The organism is Bacteroides sp. Phil13 (assembly GCF_001940965.1).
In the GTDB taxonomy this organism is placed as follows: Bacteria; Bacteroidota; Bacteroidia; order Bacteroidales; family Bacteroidaceae; genus Bacteroides; species Bacteroides intestinalis.
The window spans coordinates 12,162-28,508 of record NZ_MSHA01000033.1 but is presented as its reverse complement, the minus strand read 5'-3'; the positions used below and the strand labels follow the sequence as shown (position 1 = coordinate 28,508).

The window sequence follows — 16,347 nt, the reverse complement described above, 5'->3', positions numbered from 1 at the left end:
AAAAGAGTCGCATAGAGAAAAAAACATTTAAATATAAAAAAAGGAGATGTGCCTTAGTTTTGACACATCTCCGTTTTTCTGTATTCTGTTTTCTCGGATTACTTCTTAACCAACACCATCACCAGCGTATTGTCTGCATCATAAAGTCCGATGCCACCGCCTGCCAATTTACCAAAAGACTTTACTTCATTCAATGCTTTCATCACACGGCCTTCCACTTCCATATCCGGACAAGCCATCATCGTACTGATAAGCTGCGGGAAAGAGATAGCAGAAGAATTCTCATTATCTGCAACAAATCCACCGTTAATAAGATTACAACCGGCATTACCGTGTATTCTCTTCTCCGAAAGATTAAATTCAATGAACGGTTGCTTCTCCATGCCTTCGGGAATGGCCTGGCCACCGGCTTCAGAAATTATCCACTTACCACTCAAATCCGATAATTTCACTGTAGGGTTTTTCTTTTGTAATACAATAATAGGGCGATTGGATGAACCGCACAAGGCTATATTCTCCTTGCCCAGTTTTTTATATTTCTTCACTTGTCCTAAAGCAGACAAAACGTTTTGTTCCAGGGTCATATCCGGACAAGCCATGCGTGTGCTTGCCATGGCACCGAGATCAATTGTACCGGGTTTAGCATTCACATCAAACGAACCCATCATACGATTGCAACCACTGTTACCGAATACTTTTCCGGTATTTGTATCAAAACCGATAAAAGGGAATTCCTGATTAGGAGCAGGCACTACAGCAGCACCATTTATTTCAATAATATTCCATTCACCATTGATGGAAGATAAGGTCGCAGCATCCTTGGACGAGCGACAAGATGACAGAGCTACCAAAGCCCCTGCCATACAGAGAGAAACTAAAACTTTCTTCATTGTTATTCGTTGTTTAAGTTAATTTTACGGGGCAAATATATACAAAATAACCCAAATACAAGCAGTTTGTTTAGAAATAGAAGCTTTTTTTGAAAAGTATTTAGTGGGATTTTAATGTTTATCTGCGAATTAAATCCTATATTTGCTCACCATAAAAAAAGAGGTTCCCTGATGAGGGAAACGTACTTTTTATCATGAAATGGAGACGGAAAGATTCCGTCCTTTAGTTTATAATTTGTAACTCGTAATTTGTTATTAAAAGAAATGGGTAAAGTTCTTATTATCGGTGCAGGCGGTGTAGGTACCGTCGTTGCGCACAAGGTGGCTCAAAATCCGGATGTATTCACTGAGATTATGATTGCCAGCCGCACAAAGTCCAAATGCGACGCTATCGTAAAAGCAATCGGTAACCCTAACATCCGAACCGCACAGGTGGATGCCGACAATGTGGATGAACTGGTAGCTCTCTTTAATAGCTTCAAACCCGAAATCGTCATAAACGTAGCACTCCCTTATCAGGATCTTACCATTATGGAAGCTTGCCTCAAAAGCGGAGTTAATTACCTGGACACTGCCAACTATGAACCGAAAGATGTGGCTCACTTTGAATACAGCTGGCAATGGGCATACAAGAAACGTTTTGAGGATGCCGGACTGACCGCTATCCTGGGTTGCGGTTTCGACCCGGGTGTAAGTGGTATTTATACTGCCTACGCCGCCAAGCATTATTTTGATGAAATGCAGTATCTGGATATTGTAGACTGTAACGCGGGCAATCATCACAAGGCATTTGCCACGAATTTCAATCCGGAAATCAACATCCGTGAGATCACACAGAACGGACGTTATTACGAAAATGGAAAATGGGTAACTACTCAACCTCTGGAACTCCATAAAGATCTGACATACCCGAATATCGGGCCACGTGACTCTTATCTTTTATATCACGAAGAACTGGAATCTTTGGTGAAAAACTTCCCAACCATTAAACGTGCACGTTTCTGGATGACTTTCGGTCAGGAATATCTGACTCATCTGCGAGTAATCCAAAATATTGGTATGGCACGCATCGACGAAGTGGATTATAACGGAGTGAAGATTGTTCCGTTACAATTCCTGAAAGCCGTATTGCCCAACCCGCAAGACCTGGGCGAAAATTACGAAGGAGAAACCTCCATCGGTTGCCGTATCCGTGGTCTGAAAGATGGTAAAGAACGCACTTACTATGTTTACAATAATTGCAGCCATCAGGAAGCCTATAAGGAAACCGGCATGCAAGGAGTTAGCTATACAACAGGTGTTCCTGCCATGATAGGTGCCATGATGTTCCTCAAAGGACTATGGAAGAAGCCGGGGGTATGGAACGTGGAAGAGTTTAATCCGGACCCGTTCATGGAACAACTAAACAAACAAGGATTGCCGTGGCATGAGGTGTTTGATAAAGATTTGGAAGTATAAACTAAATGAAGAACTAGAAATGAAGAATTCAGCTGCACGGTGAAAGCATACCAAAAGGAAATTCTTCATTCTTCATTTTTAATTTAATTATAGATTATGCAAGTCGGAGATAAAGCGCCCGAAGTACTGGGCATCAATGAAAAAGGCGAAGAAATCCGCCTCAGCGACTATAAAGGAAAAAAGACAGTTCTTTATTTCTATCCTAAAGATATGACTTCGGGATGTACGGCACAGGCCTGCAACCTGCGTGATAACTATTCTGAGCTACGCAAAGCCGGTTACGAGGTAATTGGCGTAAGCGTGGATAATGAAAAGTCGCACCAGAAATTTATAGAGAAAAATAATCTACCTTTTCCACTGATTGCAGATACGGACAAGAAACTCGTAGAACAGTTCGGAGTATGGGGAGAAAAGAGTATGTACGGACGTAAGTATATGGGTACTTTCCGCACCACCTTCATTATAAACGAAGAAGGGGTGATAGAGCGGATTATCACGCCGAAGGAAGTAAAAACCAAAGACCACGCCGCACAAATCCTATAATTTACGATTTGACTATTTACGATTTACGATTAAAGGTAACTCTTGTAAGGTAAACGGAAATCCCAAATTGCTAAATAGACTAATTTAAATCGTAATTCGTAAATTTGTAAATCGTAAATAAACTAATTTGAATCGTAATTCATAAAATCGTAAACATAAAGATGGCAAAGAAAGACGAACTTAATTTTGAGAACGAAAATAAAATAGCACCAAGCGAAAAGCTGAAAGCTTTGCAGGCAGCTATGGACAAGATAGAAAAGAGCTTCGGCAAGGGTTCTATCATGAAAATGGGAGACGAAAGCGTCGAACAAGTAGAAGTAATCCCCACGGGCTCTATCGGACTGAATGTAGCACTCGGCGTTGGCGGCTATCCCCGCGGACGTATCATTGAAATTTATGGTCCGGAATCTTCCGGTAAAACGACTCTGGCTATCCATGCCATTGCCGAAGCACAAAAAGCAGGGGGCATTGCAGCATTCATTGATGCAGAACATGCATTCGACCGTTTCTATGCTGCCAAGTTGGGTGTAGATGTAGACAACCTATTGATTTCTCAACCTGACAACGGGGAACAAGCTCTGGAAATTGCAGAACAGCTGATCCGTTCTTCTGCAATCGATATTATCGTTGTGGACTCTGTAGCTGCCCTGACTCCAAAAGCAGAAATCGAAGGTGACATGGGTGACAATAAGGTTGGTTTGCAGGCACGTTTGATGTCTCAGGCATTGCGTAAACTGACAGCAGCCGTAAGCAAGACACGTACCACATGTATCTTCATCAATCAGCTGCGTGAAAAGATTGGCGTTATGTTTGGTAATCCTGAAACAACTACTGGTGGTAATGCCTTGAAGTTCTATGCTTCGGTACGTCTGGATATTCGCGGAAGCCAGGCTATCAAGAACGGTGACGAAGTATTAGGCAAGCAGACTAAAGTAAAAGTAGTAAAGAACAAAGTGGCACCTCCTTTCCGTAGAGCAGAATTTGATATCATGTTCGGTGAAGGTATTTCCCGCGCCGGTGAAATCATTGATTTGGGTGCAGATTTAGGTATCATCAAGAAAAGCGGTTCCTGGTTCAGCTATAATGAAACGAAACTGGCACAGGGACGTGATGCAGCCAAACAAGTGGTTGCCGATAATCCGGAACTGGCAGAAGAACTGGAAGGATTGATTTTCGAGGCACTTAGAAAGGACAAATAATTTCACAATAAAGGGGGAACCGGAATCGGCTCCCCCTTTTCAACAAACTATTTACACCTATCAGCAGATGGCCTCATTCTAGGTCTTCCAAACGCTTTTCAAGCATCTCCATGCTTTCCTCAAATCGTTTCCAGGTATCAGCATCCATCTGTTTCTTTAAATATTCGCTATCTTTCAACTTACCTAAGTCTTTCAAACTTTTCAATCCTTTCAGGCTTTCCAGACTTTTTAAGCTTTCCAGACTCTTTAAACCTTCCAAGCCTTGTAAACCCTCTAATCCTTGCAAACCCTCTAATCCTTGCAAGCTCTCTAATCCTTGCAGACCATTCAAAACGCCCAAATCGGCCAAATCAAGAGTACCATCTACGATACGATATACATTCCCTCCCTCATTCATACTTGTATTCTGATACATCATGATATTCTGAATATCCTTTAAAGTCATTTCGCCTTCCAGATAAACAAACTTCAAGTTGGCAGCACCATCAATAATCATAATCAGCTCTTTTACTTTATCCCCTTTCCTATTGATATAAAATTCGGAACTGGATACGGTGCCTTTCTGCTTCATCAGCAACTCATACTTAGAGGACTGCACCAATGCACGCAAATCCTTACGCATGTCTTTCTTGATATTGCTATCCATCGTAGAAAGAATCTGCACACAATCCAATTTACCGGATACCTTTCCTATATAGATATCTTTCGTGAACAGGTTAGGATTCATTTCAATCATCGCCTTTGAGATATAAACGGAGGAGACGCCCTTCATATCATTGTAGGTGTTGAATATATTTTTCTGCGCCTGGCAGAGCAGGGGTAACATCAGCAACACACCTGCCAATAAAATCTTGTTGAGTTTCATAATCATTTATCTTTGTATTTCTTTTTTTATTTCCTGATTTACTTTCTTCATATCAACCTGCGTCTCCTTCACCTGAGCAATGCCTTGGTTCAAATTGGTAGAAACTTCCATTAAAGTAGCTTGCAGCACCTGATAAGCTTCTTCCGGATCAGAGAATGTATCTTGCGGTGTAGGCGGACACACCCCTCTTCCGAGATTTTCGACCCCATACCCTATACCGATAATCACCAATATGGTAGCTGCAACACTTCCAATCCAGCGCCAGTTGCGTTTGGACTTGTTAGGACTGAAGAACCTTTGCTCTTCCTCAGCCTTTTCATCAATCAGCAGGCTTAGTTTATCCCCCAGCCCCGCAGGAACTTCCACATCTCTATCTGCGTCTTGATAAAGGCTAAGAAAAATTTCTTTATCCTTCTGCAGATGTTCAGGTACTTCCGTTGTTCTGAAATAATCTCTCAACGCCTCTTCCTGGCTCTCGGTAGTGTTCCCCTCGTAAAACTCGGTGAGCAGCCTTTCAATTTCCTCGACTTTCATAGTTATTCCATTTATTAAATTCCTCACGTATTCTTTTCCTTGCCCGGGACAGCAGTACACGAACATTTGTAGAATTCAACCCGGTCACTTGTTCTATCTCTTCGTAAGAGCATCCTTTGACGTCACGCAGGTTCACAATCCGTTGCTGCTGTTCGGGCAAGTGGGCAATGATATCTTTTACTTGCCGTACTTCGTCGCGCACTTCCAGGTTATCATTTTGAGAAACATCCTGCGCAGCAGTCAATTCTACCGTCTGTCTGGATAAGACATATTTTCCTGAACGGAGCAAATCAAAGCACATATTCTTTACCAAAGTGACACTGAACGCTTCCGGATTGCTGATAACCGTCAATCCTTCTCGCTTATCCCATAGCTTCAGATAGGCTTCCTGAACCAGATCCTCCGCATCGGCCGCATTCTCCAGTAGCCGATAGGCTACACAGTATAGCTTGCGGTGGTAAGGCAGAAACTCATTTTTAAAACTTTCAGCATCCATGGGCTTTTTCTGTATCTCAATCCTGTTTATTTGTTGTATCTATTTGTTAGACGTAAAGGGACGGAACTTTGTTACAAAGAAAATAAAAAAAATCGCCCCTACAAAACTTATCAGTTTGCAGGAGCGAAACCTTAACGCCCGGACAAAGTCTCTCCGGGCTCCACATATAAATCAGATTATGCCAACACCGGCACCAGATATTTAGTCAACAAGTAACCGCCACCTACCAACCATATGTAAAGTAAAAAAGCCAAAACAAACGGTTTGGCACCGGCTTGCTTGAATTTATCAATACTGGTATCAGTACCCAATGCCGTCATAGCCATTGTCAACATAAAAGTATCTATATATTCAATCGCCCCATTTAGAGGAATTTCTTTCACTGTCTCCGCACCTGTCAAATATTGCAAAAGAGAGTTCAGACAAATAATTCCAATAAAACCAAAAGCAAACCAAGGAATAGTAATCTTGCTTTTCACTGCCTTACCTTCAGCATCTACTCTCTTACGCCCTGCCAAAGCAAAACTCATTATAACCAATACAGGGGCCAGCATCATCACACGTATCATTTTTGTAATAGTCGCCGGTCCGGCAATGCCCAATGCATCCGTAGGGTCCATTGCATTACCCGCACCCGCCACATGAGCAACTTCATGCAAAGTACTACCCGTATAAATAGCAACTCCCATATTACTTAAACCATCAAGTAGTCCGGCACGATACATAATTGGATATAGAAACATAGAAATCGTACCGAAAATAACAACAGTAGACACGGCAATAGCCGTTTTATGCCCTTCACACCTTACTACAGGTTCGGCACCCAACACTGCTGCCGCACCACAAATGGCACTGCCCGTAGAGGTCATCAATGCCGTATCCTTGTCTATCTTCAACAATTTGCCCAACCAGATACCCAGAAAAATTGTACCAGCCACTACAATGGTATCAATAACCACGGCAGGCAGACCGACTTCTGCCACCTGCGTCAGCGTCAGACGAAAGCCATACAGCACAATGCCTGCACGTAGTATTTGCTTAGTACAGAACTTTATACCCGGCACCCATGTCTCCGGCAAATGATTACGTAAGCTATTGGCGTATACCATACCCAAGATGATACCCACAATTAGCGGACTAAAAGAAAGACTTTTTACGAAAGGAATCTCAGCTATATAAAAAGCTGAAAAAGAAAATAAGGCAATCAGCAGAATGCCATGCAAAGTATTACCTCTGTTACCACGACTAAACATAAAGTTAAATTTAGTATTTATAATGTTTGTTTTTTAACTGGCGCAAAGGTACGTCATTCACATTTTCTATCCTATTTAAATCTCATTATACATGATAACAGAAAGTAATAGCCAAGCAAAAATCACCCCACTATTCACTACAAAGCACTTCACATTTTAAAATTAATGTGCACAGACAGCACTTGCAAAATTACAGTTTACTTCCATTATGCATTGCAAACTGCATGAAAACTTGCGCCAATCCTCCTTCTTGCCCTTGCTGCTGCACAAAGCTGAAATCACGGAACATAGGCATGTCTTTCACTTCAACCACACGGAAAATACCAGAAGCCAATTCACGACTAATGGAACGTATAGAGACAATCCCCATGCAATTCGCTTTTTCAAGGAAAAGCTTAATACTTTCCGTACTGCCAAGGTACATCAACACCTGGAGTGAAGAAAGCTTAATGCCACATTGACTCAAACCTCGCTCTATCAAATCAAGCGTACCGGAGCCACGTTCACGAAGTACTAAAGGAATACTCAGCATATCCTTGGAAGTAATCTCTTCCGGTAATGACAACTTGCTTTTAGTGTGCACCACAGCCACAAGTTCATCATCCAAGAAATGAGAATATTTCAGATTTGGCAAACGAAAAACGCCCTCTACCAGCCCCAAGTCTATGCGATGCTCCTGTAAAGCAGCTTCTATCTCACGTGAATTACCATTCATCAGCGAAAGGTTTACTTGCGGGAATTTCTTAATGAAGCTGGCAAGCAACGGAGGCAAAACATATTGGGCAATTGTAGTACTGGCCCCCAAACGCAGTTCTCCCGTATATTCATTATGCAGCAGATGCATTTCATATTCCAGTCGCTTGTAATCTTCCAAGATACGGCCACAATGCTCCAGCAGCAACTTACCAGCTTCCGTCAAGCTGATTTTACTACCTTGCCTATCAAACAGACGCGCCTGATAGGTACTCTCCAATTCTTGTATATGCTTTGTAATGGCAGGCTGACTGACAAACAACTCTTGCGAAGCTTTCGTGAAACTCAGATTCTTCGCCACAGATTGAAATACTTTTAATCGAAAATCAGACACGGAGTTAGTGATTAAGGATTAATAATAGATGATTAAAACAGAACTATTCCAATTCTTCGGCTTTAACGCCTAACGCACGCATCATGGAATAACCCAATAAATCCCACTTACAACCAAGAGGATGAGCAGGTTCATCCATATTGAAAAGGAATACTTCTTTCGATTTTTCCGAATCAGCTTCCCTTAGATGCTCCTCAAGAACCTCCATAAGTTTAGCACCATAATCATCTATAAACGGAACCAGCACGAGACGCTTCACATCAGCAGAATCGAGTGCTATATTCAGCAGATCAAGATAGAGGTTCGCCCGGGAAACAAGTCCCTCAGAAGATACAGAAGTGAATGAAAACTCACCTAACTGATTCGTAAATCCCACCCCATTTAAGTCTTTATTTAAATCTGCGGGATCACAATGAAGCAATTTAGCAGTCTGCCCATCATGTACAAAAAGCACTCCGATATTGTTTTCTTTATCACGAACACCAGAATCAAGTGCCAGATAAGAAGCCCATTCTTCCACATAGATATTCTGCAAGGGACGTCCCAACTGCAATTCAAAGTATCTCTTTAAGTCCTTAACCACATCATTGAAATATGCTACATCCACCAGTATCACATTCTCTGCGAACTTTACATCTTCTGCCATAATATATTCTATTCTATTTTTGAGGGATAAAGATACGATAATCCTTTTAACCCAGCATGAAAACTATTCAAAATTTTCCCGGTATGAACCAAATAAAAAGTCGAAATTCACTCTTTTATATTTACATCTGACTTGAGACGTTATTTGAGGTACCCTCAGTCGTTATGCAAGGGTATCTCAGTCGTTAAGTGAGGGTACCTCAGTCGTTATGTGAGGGTACCTCAGCCGTTATGTCAGATACCCTCTTTTTAAACACCTGAAATACAAGATGTTATAAAGCAACATTTTCAACTTTTTCCTAAAAATCGAAATCTTCGAACAGAAAGGAACAGTAATTTATCTTTAAATTCATAACCAACTATGCACTTTTGAAGTAACCTTACCGCTATCTCATCTTAGTTTCGGCAGAAGTTATATAAATCCCGCAACGCCATACAGCCATTTTGTCATTATTATTCATTTATTAACTGCAATTTTGTCATAAATAGGCTATTGGCAAATCTTTTGCGCCCCCTTAGGTGTTATTGAAAATGAAAAATAGAAAGGAGATATAAGATATGAACTTTAACAATTTTACCATTAAATCGCAAGAGGCTGTGCAAGAAGCACTGAACCTGGCCAAAAGCCGTGGACAGCAAGCTATCGAACCAGTTCATGTAATGCAAGGAGTAATGAAGGTAGGCGAAAACGTCACTAACTTCATCTTTCAGAAGCTGGGCATGAATGGTCAACAGGTTGCACTTGTACTTGACAAACAAACTGACTCCTTGCCCAAAGTTTCGGGTGGAGAACCTTACTTAAGTCGCGAGACAAATGAGGTATTCCAGAAAGCTACCCAATATTCCAAAGAAATGGGTGACGAGTTTGTTTCACTGGAGCATCTGTTGCTGGCATTGCTCACTGTAAAAAGTACCGTTTCCACCATCCTGAAAGATGCAGGAATGACGGAACGTGAACTTCGTAATGCCATCACCGAGTTGCGTAAAGGAGAAAAAGTGACTTCACAATCCAGCGAAGACACCTATCAGTCACTTGAAAAGTATGCTATCAACCTGAACGAAGCCGCCCGAAGCGGTAAGCTCGACCCTGTTATCGGTCGTGACGAAGAAATCCGGCGTGTATTGCAGATTCTGAGCCGTCGTACCAAAAACAACCCTATATTAATAGGTGAACCGGGTACCGGTAAGACTGCCATTGTAGAAGGTCTTGCCCACCGTATTCTGCGCGGTGATGTACCTGAAAACCTGAAGAATAAACAAGTTTATTCACTGGATATGGGAGCATTGGTTGCCGGTGCTAAATATAAAGGTGAGTTCGAGGAACGCTTGAAAGCTGTTATTAATGAGGTGAAAAAATCAGAAGGAGACATAATTCTCTTTATTGACGAAATCCACACTTTGGTTGGTGCCGGAAAAGGTGAAGGCGCTATGGATGCCGCCAACATCCTGAAACCTGCACTGGCTCGTGGCGAACTGAGAAGTATCGGTGCAACTACCCTCGACGAGTATCAGAAGTACTTTGAAAAGGACAAAGCATTGGAACGCCGTTTCCAGATCGTATATGTCAATGAACCGGATACGCTGAGTACCATCTCCATCCTGCGTGGGCTGAAGGAGCGTTATGAAAACCACCACCATGTACGGATTAAAGACGATGCCATCATTGCCGCTGTGGAGTTGAGTAATCGTTATATCACAGACCGATTCTTACCGGATAAGGCTATCGACCTGATGGACGAAGCCGCTGCTAAATTACGTATGGAAGTAGATTCCGTACCGGAAGAGTTAGATGAAATTTCCCGCAAGATCAAACAGCTGGAGATTGAGCGCGAAGCTATTAAACGTGAAAACGATAAACCGAAACTGGAACAAATCGGCAAGGAACTTGCCGAACTGAAAGAACAAGAGAAATCGCACAAAGCGAAATGGCAAAGTGAAAAGACATTGGTCAACAAGATACAACAGAATAAGGTTGAAATCGAAAACCTTAAATTTGAAGCTGATAAGGCGGAACGTGAAGGTGACTACGGCAAAGTAGCCGAAATCCGTTACGGTAAGCTACAAGCTTTGAACAAGGAAATCGAAGATACTCAAAAAGAACTTCACATGATGCAAGGCGATAAAGCCATGATTAAGGAAGAAGTAGATGCTGAGGATATTGCAGATGTTGTATCCCGCTGGACAGGTATTCCGGTCAGCAAGATGTTGCAAAGTGAAAAAGACAAATTGTTGCATCTGGAAGATGAGCTCCACCAGCGTGTGATTGGCCAGGACGAAGCTATCGAAGCTGTCGCTGATGCTGTACGCCGCAGCCGTGCCGGTCTGCAAGATCCAAAACGCCCGATTGGTTCGTTTATCTTCCTCGGTACTACCGGTGTTGGTAAGACGGAACTTGCCAAGGCTCTTGCCGAGTTCCTCTTCGATGACGAGTCTATGATGACGCGTATCGATATGAGTGAATATCAGGAAAAGCATAGCGTATCTCGTTTGGTCGGAGCGCCTCCGGGATATGTAGGTTACGATGAAGGTGGCCAGTTGACCGAAGCTATCCGACGTAAGCCCTATTCAGTCGTACTGTTCGACGAAATAGAGAAAGCACATCCGGATGTATTCAATATCTTACTTCAGGTATTGGACGACGGACGTCTGACGGATAACAAAGGACGTGTGGTAAATTTCAAGAATACCATCATTATCATGACATCTAACATGGGTAGTGCTTATATCCAAAGTCAGATGGAAAAACTGAATGGTGCCAACAAGGAGCAGGTAATTGAGGAAACGAAGAAGGAAGTGATGAATATGTTGAAGAAAACTATTCGCCCGGAATTCCTGAACCGTATCGACGAAACAATCATGTTCCTGCCATTGACCGAAAGCGAAATCAAGCAGATTGTGGTACTTCAGATAAAAGGTGTACAAAAGATGCTTGCCCAAAATGGTGTGGAATTGATATTGACGGAAGGAGCTATAGAGTTCCTGACAAAAGTAGGATATGATCCGGAGTTTGGTGCTCGTCCTGTAAAACGGGCTATCCAACATTACTTGCTGAATGACTTGTCGAAGAAACTGTTATCTCTGGAAGTAGATCGTAGCAAACCGATTACAGTAGATGCCAGCGGTGAAGGGTTAGTATTTAAAAATTAAACCTAAAAAACGGAGATAAAAAAGGCTGTCTTGTTAGTTCTGAAGTACATTTCATCCAGAAACAAGACAGCCTTTTTCTTATTTTATAGCGAGCTGCTTAACAACTGGTGTGGATAAGGGATGCGTCACAACCAACACATAATCTCCTGCACATGGCAAATCGAAAGAAATATTTTCTCCTTTCGCCTGCTTTACATCGATCACCTTTCCCCGGATATGGTATAAACAAAGCGTAGCGTTAGGCAACACTCCGCCCACATATATCTTACCAGCAGTTTTATCTACCTGTACTGTTACGCTCTTATGTTCTTCCATCTTATCATTGCCAACCTCAAGTTCCCCCTCAAGGCAGTAAATTCATAATAAAAAAGCGTGGGAACTGTTGTTATTATTGTACCTGGGGCTCTGGACTGCCACTATTCAAATAATATACAACAACCCACGCTCCGAACTATATATACATGTGCATATACAACAGAGCATGAACGTTTGTTGTCTATTATCCTTGAATAGCGTGAAATTGTCCAGATTTCAAGTACAAGATAATATAAAACGCTTTTATCTATAATTATCCTTCAATTATTGTAAAGGGAGGCCACTACCTACCCTGCATTTCAGGATGGCAACAAAGGTAGAAAAAAAGTAGTCAAAATTAAAGCTACAGCATAAAAAAAAGCGAATTATCCGAGAAGTCCCGCATAATCCGCTTTTCTATGAAAAGAATAGCTTGTTTTTAAATTTATTCTTCTGTTTTTTCTTCAGTAGCTTCAACTTCTGCAGCCTCTTCGAAATCAGTCATTCCGCAAGTAACTAACAGGTTGTACCAGGAAATAAGTTTTTTGATATCCGTCACATATACACGGTCGCGATCGAAAGTAGGCAGAACCTCTCCCAAATAAGCGCGAAGGTCATCAGCAGTGGCTTTTTTCAGATCCATCACTACAGCTGCACCGTTTTCTTTCTTTTTCATGGCTAGTAATACATCTTTCAAAGGCACATCGTCCGTATCCGTATACATGGCAATATCGCCCAAAGATATTATTTTCTCGTTACCATAAGCAGGGAAACGTTTCTTGTCTGTAAGTGATTCTACAATCAACATATTTCTACCTTGTGAAATGAGCTTATACAATCCCGGTTTACCGGAGATAGACAAAATAGTCTTCAACATAGTATGTTCTATTTTTTATTAGTAATATTTTATTTTTTCGGTGGGCAAAGGTAAGCAATATTTTTAGATAGAGAAGTTATTAGTTCTAAAACCTGCGGAATTAACGGAGTTTCACCGTCGTTTACAATTACAAAATCAGCCTGGATACGCTTATCTTCATCACTCATCTGGCTACGAACACGACGTTCCACCAATTCCCGCGGAGCAGTATCACGCTGCATGGCACGGGTTATACGGATTTCCTCGGGTGCATATACCATAATTACGGCATCTACTTCACCTGCAAATCCGGCTTCAATCAGAATTGCAGACTCCATCCCTACTATCGGATATGCATCGTATCGCTTTACCCATTGATGAAAATCATCCCGCACCCGTGGATGAATAATACCGTTTACAGTACGGATATGTTCGGGGTTACCAAATATATAGGAAGCAAGCAAGGTTTTATTCAACTCTCCATCGGTATAAATATCTTCTCCCAGTAAAGATATCAGTTCCCGGCGAATCAAAGAGTCCGAAACAGTCAGGCGCTTGGATTCAATATCCGAGATATAAACAGGGACACCCATCACTTCCAATAGTCGGGAAACTACACTTTTTCCACTACCGATTCCACCAGTTATACCTATCTTAATTGCCATAATCAGGAGATACTTGCTCAATTAGGAAATCTACCTGTTCCGGACTGATACGTATCTGGTTTACGCCTTTCGGCACTGATCTTAATTTCACCGTATACTTATCCGAACCTAATTTCAAAAGTTCTTCATAAGAAACATTGATATGAAAATCACTTGCTGTTATTTGGCGGAAATGACTCAAACCAACCTGGAAAGTAACATTCACTTTTGATGGAAACGCACGCAACACTTTACCTGCAGGAAAATTAACACCCCGCAAAGGAACTTCCACAGTTTTCTCCGTATAAATATCCACAGGAAAAATCATCTCCACAGAAGCCGGCACAAACTTAACCCCCTTCTGGGCAAGCAAAGGAATTTGCCTCTTCAGTGTATCAGAGACATCTTCAAATTTCACCTTCTGTGTATAGGCAATGGTTATTGTATCCAGTACACCTGCAGGTGCGTAGGCTAATACAGAATCAGGCGTACAAATTGTATCGGAAATATAATACTGGCGTCCGGCACTCACTGTTCCCTGTAACTTCACCGGAACTAATTTGGAGTCTCCGGTAGAATAGATATACTCTAACGTATCGGGTTTCACGGAAAGCAATTTTGTAGATACGTTCAACTGGTTGAGCAATCTTTTCTCAAACTGCGAAGAATAAATACGTACATGGTTATCCTTCCCTTTATAGTCAGAAAAATCCAAAGTAATAGGGAAAAAGCTCTTTCCAAGCATATAGTTGAGTAACACCGTACCTTTATCTTTCACCCGAATATGCAGTTCGGAAGGAGGTTCAGAAGTTATAACAATATTATTAGGAACTCCTTTCAAACGTACCGGAATGGAGAATTCCGTTTCATAATCATTATTTAATGTCTGAAGCAGCCAGAAACCACTGGCAATGAAGAAGAAAAATAAAAAAATTAAGAACTCTCTGCTCTTATCACTGAGCAGAAAGTCCTTAATTTTTCTCGCTGTTTTTAAATATATGCGTTTTATGTTCCTACGATCAATCATAGGCTCACTATTCAAATTTATTTAGCAGCCTGATTGCTGTTAGCATCTGCAGCTGCTGCAAATATAGAATTCTTATCAATTCTAATCCTAACATTAGAAGCGATTTCAAGTACTATATCATTATCATTAATCTCTTTGATAACACCATGAATACCACCGGCAGTAATCACCTTTTGGTTTACCTGAAGCGATTTGCGGAAGTTTGCAATTTCTTTTTGCTTTTTGTTTTGTGGACGAATCATGAAAAAATACATGATAGCAAACATGGCAATCAGAAGAATCCACATCATGCTACCACCACCAGGAGCTGCGGCAGGAGCTTGCAAGAATACGGTCATTAAATTCATAAATTATTCGTTTTTAGTTTTTAATACTCAACAAAGATATCAGTTTTTAGCCAACTTACCTTCTTTTTTTAATTGATTAACTATTCCGTCTAATGTACCATTTACGAAACTTCCGCTCTTTATCGTACTATAGACTTTAGCAATCTCTACATACTCATTTAACGAAACACTCACAGGAATGTTCGGAAAACTTAGAATTTCCGCTAATGCACATTGCATTATTATCACGTCCATAAAGGCTACACGATCCAAATCCCAATTACGAGTATTCTCACTGATCAGATGACGATAGTAATCACAATTCAAGATGGCACGACGGAACAAACGACGAGCAAACTCCTGGTCCTCCTCATCTTTGAATTCAGGCAACAAAGTCTGATTGGCACCATTCTTTTCCTCAAAACGTTTGATTGTCTTTAGAACAAAAGTATCTACGATTTCTTTGTCATCATTCCAATAAAGGCTCTGGTCTTCCAACAAAGTATCCAATGCTTCGTTATTAAAAATAAATGCTTTATAGAGCTTTCTCCATAATTCACGGTCTGTTTCATAAGACTTATCAGGCGAAGCCATATATTCCTTATATATATCAGAAGCTATAATCTTCTCATACAACCCCTTGATAAAGTCTTCGTCATTTGTCCACGACCGTTTTTGGTTGGCAACAAAGTCAAGCAACTGCTTATTCACTTCCAGTTGAGAAACGAACTTGTTTTCTACGAATTTCATGTTGGGATACAACTCCTCCGCGGTCGGAGCTAACTTGGCTTTTGCCGCATCAATGCGTTTTTGTGCGTAAGTCGTCAGAGCCACCATCAGCATCAGCAAATAATTATAAAGGTCATACGCTTTCGAAAGACTAAAGAATAATTCTTTCTCCGCTGAGTCTAAATTTTTACTGCCATTCTGATAATAAGCATATACAATCTGTATAATCTTAAGACGAATAAGAACTCTGTTAATCATAAATCTATTAATCAATACTGTTGTTAACGAGTTGCAAAAGTAGACATTTTTAATGAGTTTACGCAAATAAATCACATTTTTTAATGCAGATATTCA

General features: G+C 41.2%; 17 protein-coding genes. 4 read left to right on the top strand and 13 right to left on the bottom strand.

Translation table 11 applies throughout. The annotated features are described in order from the left end of the window. Positions 1–98: 98 nt before the first annotated feature. Positions 99–890, bottom strand: coding sequence for an META domain-containing protein (locus BWI44_RS05630; protein ID WP_195210006.1), 792 nt, complete (start codon positions 888–890; stop codon positions 99–101). Positions 891–1,154: 264 nt separating this feature from the next. Between BWI44_RS05630 and BWI44_RS05625 the strand changes: the two genes are divergently transcribed. From BWI44_RS05625 to recA, 3 genes are all read left to right on the top strand, one after another. Further along, positions 1,155–2,348, top strand: a complete 1,194-nt coding sequence (locus BWI44_RS05625; RefSeq protein WP_195210005.1) for a saccharopine dehydrogenase family protein — start codon at positions 1,155–1,157, stop codon at positions 2,346–2,348. A gap of 96 nt (positions 2,349–2,444) precedes the next feature. After that, entirely contained in the window at positions 2,445–2,891 is a 447-nt protein-coding gene (gene bcp, locus BWI44_RS05620; RefSeq protein ID WP_007665642.1) for a thioredoxin-dependent thiol peroxidase, read from the top strand. A 161-nt stretch (positions 2,892–3,052) separates the two neighbouring features. Further along, on the top strand, positions 3,053–4,090 hold the full coding sequence (gene recA / locus BWI44_RS05615) for a recombinase RecA (RefSeq protein ID WP_007665644.1): 1,038 nt from the start codon (positions 3,053–3,055) through the stop codon (positions 4,088–4,090). Between the two features lie 73 nt (positions 4,091–4,163). Here recA and BWI44_RS05610 read toward each other — a convergent pair whose 3' ends face one another. From BWI44_RS05610 to BWI44_RS05585, 6 genes are all read right to left on the bottom strand, one after another. Next, on the bottom strand, positions 4,164–4,955 hold the full coding sequence (locus BWI44_RS05610; RefSeq protein ID WP_195210004.1) for a DUF4252 domain-containing protein: 792 nt from the start codon (positions 4,953–4,955) through the stop codon (positions 4,164–4,166). 6 nt (positions 4,956–4,961) lie between these two features. Next, entirely contained in the window at positions 4,962–5,489 is a 528-nt protein-coding gene (locus tag BWI44_RS05605; protein ID WP_007665648.1) for a PG0215 family putative anti-sigma factor, read from the bottom strand. Next, positions 5,470–5,985: a GFO_1088 family ECF-type sigma factor gene (locus tag BWI44_RS05600; RefSeq protein ID WP_118296548.1), complete on the bottom strand. Its 516-nt coding sequence runs from the start codon at positions 5,983–5,985 to the stop codon at positions 5,470–5,472. The genes BWI44_RS05605 and BWI44_RS05600 overlap by 20 nt, the downstream gene beginning before the upstream one ends. Before the next feature lie 176 nt (positions 5,986–6,161). After that, on the bottom strand, positions 6,162–7,238 hold the full coding sequence (locus BWI44_RS05595) for a YeiH family protein (protein ID WP_195210003.1): 1,077 nt from the start codon (positions 7,236–7,238) through the stop codon (positions 6,162–6,164). Between the two features lie 190 nt (positions 7,239–7,428). Then, positions 7,429–8,325, bottom strand: a complete 897-nt coding sequence (locus tag BWI44_RS05590; RefSeq protein ID WP_195210002.1) for a LysR substrate-binding domain-containing protein — start codon at positions 8,323–8,325, stop codon at positions 7,429–7,431. A 43-nt stretch (positions 8,326–8,368) separates the two neighbouring features. Then, entirely contained in the window at positions 8,369–8,971 is a 603-nt protein-coding gene (locus tag BWI44_RS05585) for a DUF6621 family protein (protein ID WP_195210001.1), read from the bottom strand. A 557-nt stretch (positions 8,972–9,528) separates the two neighbouring features. Between BWI44_RS05585 and clpB the strand changes: the two genes are divergently transcribed. Then, the gene (gene clpB, locus BWI44_RS05580) at positions 9,529–12,117 is read left to right on the top strand and encodes an ATP-dependent chaperone ClpB (RefSeq protein ID WP_195210000.1); all 2,589 of its coding nucleotides are present in this window, start codon (positions 9,529–9,531) and stop codon (positions 12,115–12,117) included. A 78-nt stretch (positions 12,118–12,195) separates the two neighbouring features. Here the strand turns inward: clpB and BWI44_RS05575 are convergent, their stop codons facing one another. The 6 genes from BWI44_RS05575 to nusB form a co-directional block, all read right to left on the bottom strand. Further along, positions 12,196–12,432: a hypothetical protein gene (locus BWI44_RS05575; protein ID WP_118296543.1), complete on the bottom strand. Its 237-nt coding sequence runs from the start codon at positions 12,430–12,432 to the stop codon at positions 12,196–12,198. Positions 12,433–12,856: 424 nt separating this feature from the next. Further along, a complete protein-coding gene (locus BWI44_RS05570; protein WP_195209999.1) occupies positions 12,857–13,288 on the bottom strand; it encodes a DUF5606 family protein in 432 nt (143 codons plus the stop codon). A gap of 29 nt (positions 13,289–13,317) precedes the next feature. Continuing rightward, the gene (gene coaE, locus BWI44_RS05565) at positions 13,318–13,932 is read right to left on the bottom strand and encodes a dephospho-CoA kinase (RefSeq protein WP_007665671.1); all 615 of its coding nucleotides are present in this window, start codon (positions 13,930–13,932) and stop codon (positions 13,318–13,320) included. Continuing rightward, positions 13,922–14,938: a CdaR family protein gene (locus BWI44_RS05560; protein WP_007665674.1), complete on the bottom strand. Its 1,017-nt coding sequence runs from the start codon at positions 14,936–14,938 to the stop codon at positions 13,922–13,924. Before BWI44_RS05560 ends, coaE begins: the two co-directional genes overlap by 11 nt. Positions 14,939–14,955: 17 nt before the next feature. After that, a complete protein-coding gene (gene yajC / locus BWI44_RS05555) occupies positions 14,956–15,285 on the bottom strand; it encodes a preprotein translocase subunit YajC (RefSeq protein WP_007665676.1) in 330 nt (109 codons plus the stop codon). Between the two features lie 39 nt (positions 15,286–15,324). Continuing rightward, complete coding sequence (gene nusB, locus BWI44_RS05550) at positions 15,325–16,251, bottom strand: transcription antitermination factor NusB (protein ID WP_007665678.1); 927 nt, start codon at positions 16,249–16,251, stop codon at positions 15,325–15,327. Positions 16,252–16,347 lie beyond the last annotated feature (96 nt).

Excerpts from the sequence above, each read along its gene's own strand:
- coaE (WP_007665671.1), bottom strand. The coding sequence starts at position 13,932 with ATGGCAATTAAGATAGGTATAACTGGTGGAATCGGTAGTGGAAAAAGT.
- recA (WP_007665644.1), top strand. The coding sequence starts at position 3,053 with ATGGCAAAGAAAGACGAACTTAATTTTGAGAACGAAAATAAAATAGCA.
- BWI44_RS05595 (WP_195210003.1), bottom strand. The coding sequence starts at position 7,238 with ATGTTTAGTCGTGGTAACAGAGGTAATACTTTGCATGGCATTCTGCTG.
- BWI44_RS05600 (WP_118296548.1), bottom strand. The coding sequence starts at position 5,985 with ATGGATGCTGAAAGTTTTAAAAATGAGTTTCTGCCTTACCACCGCAAG.
- BWI44_RS05625 (WP_195210005.1), top strand. The coding sequence starts at position 1,155 with ATGGGTAAAGTTCTTATTATCGGTGCAGGCGGTGTAGGTACCGTCGTT.
- yajC (WP_007665676.1), bottom strand. The coding sequence starts at position 15,285 with ATGAATTTAATGACCGTATTCTTGCAAGCTCCTGCCGCAGCTCCTGGT.
- BWI44_RS05585 (WP_195210001.1), bottom strand. The coding sequence starts at position 8,971 with ATGGCAGAAGATGTAAAGTTCGCAGAGAATGTGATACTGGTGGATGTA.
- bcp (WP_007665642.1), top strand. The coding sequence starts at position 2,445 with ATGCAAGTCGGAGATAAAGCGCCCGAAGTACTGGGCATCAATGAAAAA.
- clpB (WP_195210000.1), top strand. The coding sequence starts at position 9,529 with ATGAACTTTAACAATTTTACCATTAAATCGCAAGAGGCTGTGCAAGAA.
- BWI44_RS05570 (WP_195209999.1), bottom strand. The coding sequence starts at position 13,288 with ATGTTGAAGACTATTTTGTCTATCTCCGGTAAACCGGGATTGTATAAG.
- BWI44_RS05610 (WP_195210004.1), bottom strand. The coding sequence starts at position 4,955 with ATGAAACTCAACAAGATTTTATTGGCAGGTGTGTTGCTGATGTTACCC.
- BWI44_RS05605 (WP_007665648.1), bottom strand. The coding sequence starts at position 5,489 with ATGAAAGTCGAGGAAATTGAAAGGCTGCTCACCGAGTTTTACGAGGGG.
- nusB (WP_007665678.1), bottom strand. The coding sequence starts at position 16,251 with ATGATTAACAGAGTTCTTATTCGTCTTAAGATTATACAGATTGTATAT.
- BWI44_RS05560 (WP_007665674.1), bottom strand. The coding sequence starts at position 14,938 with ATGATTGATCGTAGGAACATAAAACGCATATATTTAAAAACAGCGAGA.
- BWI44_RS05630 (WP_195210006.1), bottom strand. The coding sequence starts at position 890 with ATGAAGAAAGTTTTAGTTTCTCTCTGTATGGCAGGGGCTTTGGTAGCT.
- BWI44_RS05575 (WP_118296543.1), bottom strand. The coding sequence starts at position 12,432 with ATGGAAGAACATAAGAGCGTAACAGTACAGGTAGATAAAACTGCTGGT.